This is a genomic window from Actinomadura geliboluensis (genome assembly GCF_005889745.1).
Taxonomy (GTDB): Bacteria; Actinomycetota; Actinomycetes; order Streptosporangiales; family Streptosporangiaceae; genus Spirillospora; species Spirillospora geliboluensis.
In genome coordinates this window covers 1-6,904 of the sequence record NZ_VCKZ01000461.1, presented here as the reverse complement: position 1 = coordinate 6,904, position 6,904 = coordinate 1, and the positions used below count along the sequence as shown (strand labels likewise).

Annotated in this window: 8 protein-coding genes; 6 read left to right on the top strand and 2 right to left on the bottom strand. The window is 74.7% G+C overall.

The features are described 5' to 3' along the window. The first annotated feature begins 62 nt into the window (after nucleotides 1-62). Both ETD96_RS38460 and ETD96_RS38455 read left to right on the top strand, forming a co-directional pair. A complete protein-coding gene (locus tag ETD96_RS38460) occupies nucleotides 63-761 on the top strand; it encodes a DUF6596 domain-containing protein (protein ID WP_138641416.1) in 699 nt (232 codons plus the stop codon). Between the two features lie 111 nt (nucleotides 762-872). Continuing rightward, nucleotides 873-1,658, top strand: a complete 786-nt coding sequence (locus tag ETD96_RS38455) for an alpha/beta fold hydrolase (protein ID WP_138641415.1) — start codon at nucleotides 873-875, stop codon at nucleotides 1,656-1,658. A 43-nt stretch (nucleotides 1,659-1,701) separates the two neighbouring features. Here ETD96_RS38455 and ETD96_RS38450 read toward each other — a convergent pair whose 3' ends face one another. Then, a complete protein-coding gene (locus tag ETD96_RS38450) occupies nucleotides 1,702-2,325 on the bottom strand; it encodes an IMPACT family protein (protein WP_138641414.1) in 624 nt (207 codons plus the stop codon). 53 nt (nucleotides 2,326-2,378) lie between these two features. On the opposite strand from ETD96_RS38450, the gene ETD96_RS38445 reads away from it, so the two are divergent. Beyond that, a complete protein-coding gene (locus tag ETD96_RS38445; RefSeq protein WP_138641413.1) occupies nucleotides 2,379-2,786 on the top strand; it encodes an ester cyclase in 408 nt (135 codons plus the stop codon). Between the two features lie 41 nt (nucleotides 2,787-2,827). Here ETD96_RS38445 and ETD96_RS38440 read toward each other — a convergent pair whose 3' ends face one another. Beyond that, nucleotides 2,828-3,607 (bottom strand): HAD-IIA family hydrolase, encoded by a 780-nt coding sequence (locus ETD96_RS38440; protein WP_138641412.1) that lies wholly within the window; start codon nucleotides 3,605-3,607, stop codon nucleotides 2,828-2,830. Nucleotides 3,608-3,783: 176 nt separating this feature from the next. Here ETD96_RS38440 and ETD96_RS38435 point away from each other — a divergent pair, with 176 nt between their 5' ends. From ETD96_RS38435 to ETD96_RS38425, 3 genes are all read left to right on the top strand, one after another. Continuing rightward, on the top strand, nucleotides 3,784-5,553 hold the full coding sequence (locus ETD96_RS38435; RefSeq protein WP_240808531.1) for a class I adenylate-forming enzyme family protein: 1,770 nt from the start codon (nucleotides 3,784-3,786) through the stop codon (nucleotides 5,551-5,553). 69 nt (nucleotides 5,554-5,622) lie between these two features. Beyond that, the gene (locus tag ETD96_RS38430; protein WP_138641411.1) at nucleotides 5,623-5,925 is read left to right on the top strand and encodes a RidA family protein; all 303 of its coding nucleotides are present in this window, start codon (nucleotides 5,623-5,625) and stop codon (nucleotides 5,923-5,925) included. A gap of 173 nt (nucleotides 5,926-6,098) precedes the next feature. Beyond that, the gene (locus tag ETD96_RS38425; protein ID WP_240808530.1) at nucleotides 6,099-6,707 is read left to right on the top strand and encodes a recombinase family protein; all 609 of its coding nucleotides are present in this window, start codon (nucleotides 6,099-6,101) and stop codon (nucleotides 6,705-6,707) included. Nucleotides 6,708-6,904: the final 197 nt, after the last annotated feature.

The following is a 6,904-nucleotide window of genomic DNA, read 5'->3' as shown; positions in this document are numbered from 1 at the left end:
ACAAGATGATGTTTTTTTTTTTTTTCTAGCAGAAGACGGCATACGATTTGTCTTGGGTTCTCGTGGGCTCGGAGATGTGTATAAGATATTGTAACGAGGGCTACACCGCCACCGGCGGGGACGGCCTGGCCCGCCCCGAGCTGTGCGGGGAGGCGATCCGGCTGGCGCGGCTGCTGGCCGCGCTCATGCCCGCCGAGCGCGAGGCGCGCGGGCTGCTGGCCCTGATGCTGCTGCACGACGCGCGCGCCGCCGCCCGCACCGGCCCCGGCGGCGCGCTGGTCGTCCTGGAGGAGCAGGACCGGTCCCGGTGGGACGCCGCCGAGATCGCCGAGGGCGTCGCGCTGCTGGAGGAGGCGCTGGCGCCCGCGCCCGGCCGTCCCCCGCCCGGCCCCTACCTGGTCCAGGCCGCGATCGCCGCCTGCCACGCCACCGCACCCGACGCCGCCGCGACCGACTGGCCGCAGATCGCCGTGCTGTACGAGCGGCTGGAGCGGCTGGTGCCGTCCCCGGTGGTGCGGCTGAACCGGGCCGTGGCGGTCGGCATGGCGGACGGGCCCGCCGCCGGGCTCGCGCTCGCCGACGACCTGGACCGCGCCGGGCACCTGGACGGCTACCACCTGCTGCACGCCGCGCGCGGCGACCTGCTGGGGCGCCTGGGCCGGCGCGCCGAGGCCGCCGCGGCGTTCCGCCGCGCCCTGGACCTGGCCGCCAACGACGCCGAGCGCCGCCACCTGGCCCGCCGCCTGGACGAACTCACCTGACCCCGGGTCCGCCGGAAGAAAACCGGCGCCGGAGTGTCCGCCGGGGGCCCGGCCGTTCGTCGGTGGGGCGAGACCGGCCGTCGAGGCCGCCGACCTGGGAAGGACACCCTCATGGAAACCGTGCACTCCAAGGACGGGACGCCCATCGCCTGCGACCGGACCGGGAGCGGCCCCGCCGTCGTCCTGGTCGGCGGGGCGCTCAACGACCGCCGCTCCGGCGCCGACCTGGCCGCGCTGCTGGCGGGCGGGCACACCGTCCTCACCTACGACCGCAGGGGCCGCGGCGACAGCGGCGACACCCCGCCCTACGCCGTCGACCGCGAGATCGACGACCTGGCCGCCGTGCTGGACGCCGCCGGGGGCTCCGCCGCCGTCTACGGGATGTCCTCGGGCGCGGTGCTGGCGCTGCGCGCCGCCGCCCGCGGCCTGCCCGTCACCCGGCTCGCGCTGTTCGAGCCGCCGTTCCACTCCGGCCACGACGACCGCCTCACCCGCTCCCGCGCCTACAACACCGAGCTGACCGGGCTGCTGGCCGGCGGCCGCCGCGGCGACGCGCTCGCGCTGTTCATGGGCAGCGTCGGGATCCCGGAGCAGATGGTGGCGCAGCTGCGGGAGGCGCCGATGTGGCCCGCGCTGGAGGCGCTGGCGCCGACGCTGGCCTACGACTCGGCGGTCATGGACGACGCCGGCGGCGGCGCGATGCCCACCGGCCTCATCGGCCGGGTCACCGTGCCCGCGCTGGTGGTGGCGGGCGGCGACAGCCCCGCCTGGATGCGCGACACCGCCCGCCGCGTCGCCGAGCTGCTGCCCGCCGGGACCCACCGCGTCCTGGAGGGCCAGACCCACGACGTCGCCGCCGACGCGCTCGCGCCCGTCCTGGCCGAGTTCCTCGGCTGACCGGCCCCCGCCCGGCCCGGCGGGCAGGGCCTGCGGGGCGGGGTCAGGTGACGGGGACCTCGATGTGGCCGGGCGCGCCGCGCCGCAGCGACGCGCGCCCGGCCGTGGCCGCCGCGGCCCACGCCTCGAACTCCGCCAGGTCCGCGGCGGGCACCGCCACGTCGGCCTCCACCGCCGTCCCGTAGCGGACGTCGGCGGGCTGGTGCCCGGCGGCGTGCAGGTCGCCGAGGAACCGGCCCGCCAGCGCGTGCTCGACCCCGACGGTGACCGTCACCACCGGGCGCAGCTCCACCACCCCGACGGCGTCGACGGCGCCGGCGACCGCCTGCGCGTAGGCGCGGACCAGGCCGCCCGCGCCGAGCTTCACCCCGCCGAAGTAGCGGGTGACGACCGCGGCGGTGCCGGTCAGGCCGCGCCGCACCAGCACCTCCAGCATCGGCACGCCCGCCGTCCCGGCCGGTTCGCCGTCGTCGCTGCTCTTGGTGATCTCGCCGTGCTCGCCGACGACGTAGGCGGTGCAGTTGTGGGTGGCGTCGCGGTGCGCGCGGCGGTGCGCGGCGATGAACGCGACGGCCTCGCCCTCGTCGGCGACGCGGGCGAGCGTGCAGACGAACCGGGACCTGCGGATCTCCAGCTCGCGGGACCCGCCCTGTCTGATCATGCGCATGGCGCTCCCGAGTGTATGTTCGCCGGGCCTCGCACGGGGGAAGGGTGCCCGCCATGGACCCGTTGGACGCGCTGTACCGGCGCTGGCTGTTCGAGGTGTGGGAGGGCGACTACGCCGTGGCCGAGGAGATCCTCACCCCCGGATTCACCGGGCACTGGCCGAACCTGGAGGTGCGCGGGCCCGCCGAGGCGGCCGAGCAGGTCCGCCGCTCCCACGCGAGCTTCTCCGGCGTCCGCACCGCGCTGGAGGCCGGCCCGGTCGTCGGCGGCGGCATGGTCGCCGCCGCGTGGAGCTTCCACGGCTCCTACCAGGGCGGGATCCCGGGCGCGACCGCCGCGCCCGGCACGCGGGTGTCGTTCCGCGGGCAGGACATCTTCCGCGCCGAGGACGGCCGCTTCGCCGAGTACTGGGTGGTCTCGGACGCACTGGGCCTCATGACCGCGCTCGGCGCCCTCGGCTGACACCCCGTCCCCGCGCCGGGGTCAGGCCCGGGGTGGCGGGGTCAGACCAGGTCGACGAGGTCGGCGATGGAGGGGACGACCCGGCTCGGCCGGAACGGGAACCGGGCGATCTCCTCCTCGCGGGTCACGCCGGTCAGCACCAGGATCGTCTCCAGCCCGGCCTCGATGCCGGCGACGACGTCGGTGTCCATCCGGTCGCCGATCATCGCGGTGCACTCGCTGTGCCCGCCGACCACGTTCAGCGCGGTCCGCATCATCAGCGGGTTGGGCTTGCCGACGAAGTACGGCTCCACCCCCGTCGCCCGGGTGATCATCGCGGCGACCGCGCCGCAGGCCGGCAGCGACCCCTCCGGGGACGGGCCGATCGGGTCGGGGTTGGTGGCCACGAACCGGGCGCCGCCCTCGATCAGCCGGATCGCGCGGGTGATCTGGGAGAAGCTGTAGGTGCGGGTCTCGCCGAGGACCACGTAGTCGGGGTCGATGTCGGTGAGGACGAAGTCGGCCTCGTGCAGCGCCGTGGTCAGCCCCGCCTCCCCGATCACGTACGCGGTGCCCTCGGGGCGCTGGTCGGCCAGGAACCGCGCGGTCGCCAGCGCCGAGGTCCAGATCGACTCGGCCGGGACCTGCAGGCCGGCCGCCGCCAGCCGGGCCGACAGGTCCCGGCGGGTGTAGATCGAGTTGTTGGTGAGGACGAGGAACGGCGTGCCGGACGCCGACAGCCGGCGGATGAACTCCTCGGCGCCGGGCACGGGGCGGCCCTCGTGGACCAGGACCCCGTCCATGTCCGACAGCCAGTACTCGATCGGCCTGCGTTCGGTCATGTCCCCATTGTCGCAGGTGGGGATCTTCGCTCGCGCCGCCGTGCCCGGGACGCCGCCGCGGCCGGGGCGTTGACCTGCACGTGATGTGGATCATAGATTCTCGGCACGGCGCACCGAACCGTGTTCGGCGGTCGGGCCGCGCGGCGGGCGCGCCGTCACCCCGCGGGAGGCGCGACGTGCAGGACCGTGAACGACAGGACCGGGACGTGCAGGGGAACGGCCGGGACGGCGCCGCCGGGGCCGCCGGGGCCGGGAGGCTGCCGGGGATCGCCGAGGTCAGGGCGGCGATGACCGCGCCCGGGCAGCCGTTCGAGATGGACGAGGTGGACATCCGCGGCGTCCCGACGCGGGTGTGGCGCAACGCCCCCGGCACCCTGCGCGACGTCCTGGAAATCTCCCGCGCGCACGGCGACGCCGACTTCCTGGTCTACGGCGGCGACCGGCTCACCTTCGCCGGCCACTACGCGCGCGCCGCCGCGTTCGCGCGGGTCCTCATCGGCCGGTACGGGGTCGCCAAGGGCGACCGGGTCGCGATCGCGATGCGCAACTACCCCGAGTGGTCGGTGGCGTTCTTCGGCGCCGCCGCCGCGGGCGCGGTGGTGGTGCCGCTGAACGCCTGGTGGAGCGCCGACGAACTGGAGTACGGCCTGGCCGACAGCGGCGCCGAGGTCCTCATCGCCGACGCCGAGCGCGCCGAGCGGCTCGCCGGGGCCCTGCCGGGCCTGGGGGTGGCGTGCCTGGTCGCGCGGCCGGACGGCGCCCTGCCGCCCGGCGCCGAGGCGTTCGACGACGTGCTCGGCGACCCCGGCGACCCGGCCGCGGCGTCCCTGCCCGAGGTGGCGATCGAACCCGACGACGACGCCACCATCTTCTACACCTCCGGCACCACCGGGCGGTCCAAGGGCGCGCTCGGCACGCACCGCAACATCACCACCAACCCCGTCAGCCTCGCCTACGGGATCATGTCGGCCGGGGTCCGCGCCGGCCGCACGGTGGAGGAGCTGGCCGTGCCGCAGCGGCGGGTGACGCTGCTGAGCGTCCCGTTCTTCCACGCCACCGGCTGCCATTCGGTGCTGGTCAGCAGCGCGCTGCAGGGCGGCACGGTCGTGCTGATGTACAAGTGGGACGTCCGGCGGGCGCTGGAGCTGATCGAGCGGGAGCGGGTCACCGGGTTCGGCGGCGTCCCCACGATGGCGTGGCAGGTGCTGACCTCCCCCGACTTCGGCGACTACGACACCTCCAGCCTCACCGGCGTCAGCTACGGCGGCGCGCCGGCCGCGCCCGCCCTGGTCGACAAGATCAAGGAGCGGCTGCCCGAGCGGGTGCCCGGCAACGGCTACGGGCTGACCGAGACCTCCTCGGTCACCACCTACAACGGCGGCGTGAACTACCTGGAGCGGCCCGAGAGCGTCGGCCCGCCCGTCGCGGTCTGCGACGTCAAGGTGATCGGCCCCGCCGGGGACGAACTGCCCGCCGGCGAGGTCGGCGAGCTGCTGATCAAGGGCCCGAACGTCATCAAGGGGTACTGGAACAAGCCGGAGGCGACCGCGGCCGCGTTCGAGGACGGCTGGTTCCGCAGCGGCGACCTGGCCCGCCTGGACGAGGACGGGTTCGTCTACATCGTCGACCGGGCCAAGGACATGCTGATCCGCGGCGGCGAGAACATCTACTGCGCCGAGGTGGAGGCGGTCCTGTACGAGCATCCGGCGGTCGCCGACTGCGCGGTGATCGGCGTCCCGCACGAGGTGCTGGGCGAGGAGGTCGGCGCGGTGATCGTGCCGCGGCCGGGCGCGGCGGTCGACGAGGCGGAGATCCGGGCGTTCACCGGCGGGCGGATCGCGGCGTTCAAGGTGCCGGTGCACGTGTGGTTCCGGGACGAGCCGCTGCCCCGCAACCCCGGCGGGAAGATCCTCAAGCGGCGGCTGCGGGAGGAGCTGCTGGCCTGACCCTCCCCGGGCTCTGCCGATTCGCCCGGTCCGGGCCCGGCGGGCGGGCGCCGCTAGGGTGATCTTGTGATGAGCGACGATGACCCGCGGTCCGGCATCCGGCAGGTCGACGCGCCGGGCCTGGCGCCCGGCCCCGGCTACAGCCACGCCGTCTCGGCCGACCTGCCGGGGCGGCTGGTGGCGGTGAGCGGGCAGATCGCCCTGGACGCCGCCGGGAACCTGGTCGGGCCCGGCGACCTGGAGGCCCAGACGCGGCAGGTGTTCGCCAACCTGGAGGCCGCGCTGGCCGCCGCCGGCGCCCGCTGGGAGCACGTGGTGCGGCTCGGCTACTTCCTGCGCGACGCCGGCGGCGTCGGCGTGGTCCGGGGTTGAGGAACCTGCGGACAGCCGTTAGCGCTGAGAATGATCTTTGGGGTGAGTGTTCCGTTAGGGGATCCCTCACCGGAACACCGGCCAGCCGGGGCGGTGCCCCAGGTCGAGGTGTTCCGTAAGAGTGTTCCGCGAACTGTCCCGGTGACGGGGCCCTATCCGGAACACTTGAGCGCGTGAACGCCGCGAACGCTACGGCTCCCGGCACGATCCGGGTCGGGTACGCCCGCTGTTCCACCGACGAGCAGGACGTCGTCGTCCAGACCGAGCAGCTGCTCGCGCTCGGTGTCCCGGCCGATCGGATCTACATCGATCGGGGCTTCTCCGGGACGACCCGCCGCAACCGCGGAGGTCTGGACCAGGCCCTCGCCGCGGTGTGGCCGGCCAGCGTGTTCACCGTGACCAAGTTCGACCGGTTCGCCCGCAACATGGCCGAGGCCAACCAGATCCTCACCGACCTGTCCGACCGCGGCGTGCTGTTCGGGCTGGGCGGGTCGGTCTACGACTGGAGGGACCCGTTCGGCCGGCTGTTCCTGCAGACCCTGGCGATGGTCGCCGAGTTCGAGGCGAACCTGGGCCACCTGCGCACCCGCGAGGGCATGGCGCTGGCCAAAAAGAACGGCAAGCTCAAAGGCAAGCAGCCCAAACTGCCCGAGTCCGCGCGGCGGTCGATCCGCCGCCGCTACGCCGAGGGCGAGGTGTCACTGGCCGACCTGGCGACCGAGTACAGCGTCGGCCGCTCCACCATCCACCGCGTCATCCACGGGCAGGGAACCCCCGGGTAGAACACGGTTCACACCCGCACTCCGCTCCGCCCTCACTGTTGATGCCGGCCGCTGATGCCGGAGACGGCGGGCCGGGCCGGTCGTGGGTGGCCGGCCTTGGCGCGGATGGTGAGCAGGTTGCTGGATTTTGGGCGGGCAGCGCAGGGGCTGGCCGCGCCGTTGCGCGGGGTTGCGGAGGGCGCGGCCCGGGTCACGGG

Bases quoted from the DNA above. Each gene is read 5' to 3' on its own strand.
- ETD96_RS38455 (WP_138641415.1), top strand. From the start codon at position 873: ATGGAAACCGTGCACTCCAAGGACGGGACGCCCATCGCCTGCGACCGG.
- ETD96_RS38450 (WP_138641414.1), bottom strand. From the start codon at position 2,325: ATGCGCATGATCAGACAGGGCGGGTCCCGCGAGCTGGAGATCCGCAGG.
- ETD96_RS38445 (WP_138641413.1), top strand. From the start codon at position 2,379: ATGGACCCGTTGGACGCGCTGTACCGGCGCTGGCTGTTCGAGGTGTGG.
- ETD96_RS38440 (WP_138641412.1), bottom strand. From the start codon at position 3,607: ATGACCGAACGCAGGCCGATCGAGTACTGGCTGTCGGACATGGACGGG.
- ETD96_RS38430 (WP_138641411.1), top strand. From the start codon at position 5,623: ATGAGCGACGATGACCCGCGGTCCGGCATCCGGCAGGTCGACGCGCCG.